The organism is Halomonas sp. MES3-P3E, assembly GCF_002836035.1.
Classification (GTDB): domain Bacteria; phylum Pseudomonadota; class Gammaproteobacteria; order Pseudomonadales; family Halomonadaceae; genus Vreelandella; species Vreelandella arctica.
Map to the genome: position 1 here is coordinate 1 of NZ_PJBT01000094.1, position 1,490 is coordinate 1,490.

Here is a 1,490-nt window from a genome sequence, read left to right on the forward strand (position 1 = left end):
AGCATGCGTCGGGCTTCTACGCCGGTGGTTGGGGTTCCAATGTCGATTTTGGTGACGGCACCAGCTATGAGCTTGATCTTTATGCCGGATTCTCCGGCTCTGTGGAAGAACTGGGTTATGACGTTGGGTACATTTATTATGCGTATCCTGACGCGCCGGGCTCCATCGACTTCGGCGAACTGTACGGCGAGATCAGTTATGGCATTGCGGCCATCGGCCTGGCCTACACGATCAACAGCGACACCAGTGGTGATGGGGTGTTCGTGCAGGGGGATGCCTATTACTACGCCTCTGTTGGGGTGCCTCTGGAGGACAGCTACAGTGCCGGTGTGACGCTTGGCTATTACGACTTCGCTGATGACGGCAAGGCTTCTGTCGGCGAGGCAAGTTATTCACACGTCGCCGCCAACGTTACAAAGGATGCGGGAAACTTCGGTTCTTTCAGTGTTAACGTGGAGTACGCGGACATTGAGTCAACCGACGCGCTTGGCTCTGTCAACTCGGATGATCCGAAGTTCTGGCTGGGTTGGAGCAGGAGTTTCTGATCGGCCAAGTGATCACAAGCAATTCAGATCCAGAATAAAAAGCCGGCCCAAATGACGGGCCGGTTTTTATTTATCATGCAAGAACCCACCATCGTGCGCCTGCCTTGACGCCCGGTGACTCGACATCCTCGCCCTTACCTCTGCCCCCCCCCTGCCGCCAAAGCTCATTTCTTATCCGGTGCCTGAATTTCAAACTGTATTAAAGGTTTGTCTGTAAGGTCGCTCCGGAATCCCACGCAAAAATGCTGACTCACTGACCTCAGTCAAACAGCCAGGATGATACTGAATGAACAAACGATTGTTGTTGTGCGCGATGATAGTTCCGGGAGCCTTGGCCGTCTCTCCCATGGTGTCGGCCCAGGCACAAGAGAGTGTGTCGCTGAAAGAATATCAGCAGGCCAAAGCCAGCCAGGCTGTTTCCCTGAACCAGGCCATGGTGATGGCTTTCGAGAACAGCCCGGTATTGGCTTTGAGGCGGGCCGCGGTCTCGATACAGCAGGGACAGTTATGTTTGATATTCGATTTCTACGGCCGACTCGTCTCCACAATGAATGAAGAGTTCCCCTTTCGCTGAATTTGAAGATGAAAACTGAAACCAACCACGGCCAGACTTTTCACGACCATCATCATTTCCAGACCAAGAAAACTCGACTCGCCCTCCATCATCTGGAATGCGGTAGTCGATTTGGCCCTCAACTGCTCCGAATACAAAAAAGCCGAGGCCATCTTCATCGAACTGGAAGTATCCGGGCTCGATAAGATCAACAAAGTCTTGATCCCACATTTCCATCCACTTAATTCGCCAGCGTCCAACGACTTTACTCAAACTACCTCCTTAAAACATAACAGTGATTATACGCCCTTCAACATAACACTATTGAGCGCGCCAGCATGATTATTGATGTTATATCGCCACTCAAACAGGCATAAACCACTGTTTCTAAT

At 51.5% G+C, this 1,490-nt stretch carries 2 protein-coding genes; one reads left to right on the forward strand and one right to left on the reverse strand.

Annotated elements, in window-relative coordinates; genetic code table 11:
- On the forward strand, positions 1–545 hold a 545-nt coding region (locus CXF87_RS12000), incomplete at its 5' end, for a TorF family putative porin (RefSeq protein ID WP_101146776.1).
- A gap of 505 nt (positions 546–1,050) precedes the next feature.
- Here CXF87_RS12000 and CXF87_RS12010 read toward each other — a convergent pair.
- A complete protein-coding gene (locus CXF87_RS12010; protein ID WP_164834383.1) occupies positions 1,051–1,371 on the reverse strand; it encodes a hypothetical protein in 321 nt (106 codons plus the stop codon).
- Between the last annotated feature and the right edge of the window lie 119 nt (positions 1,372–1,490).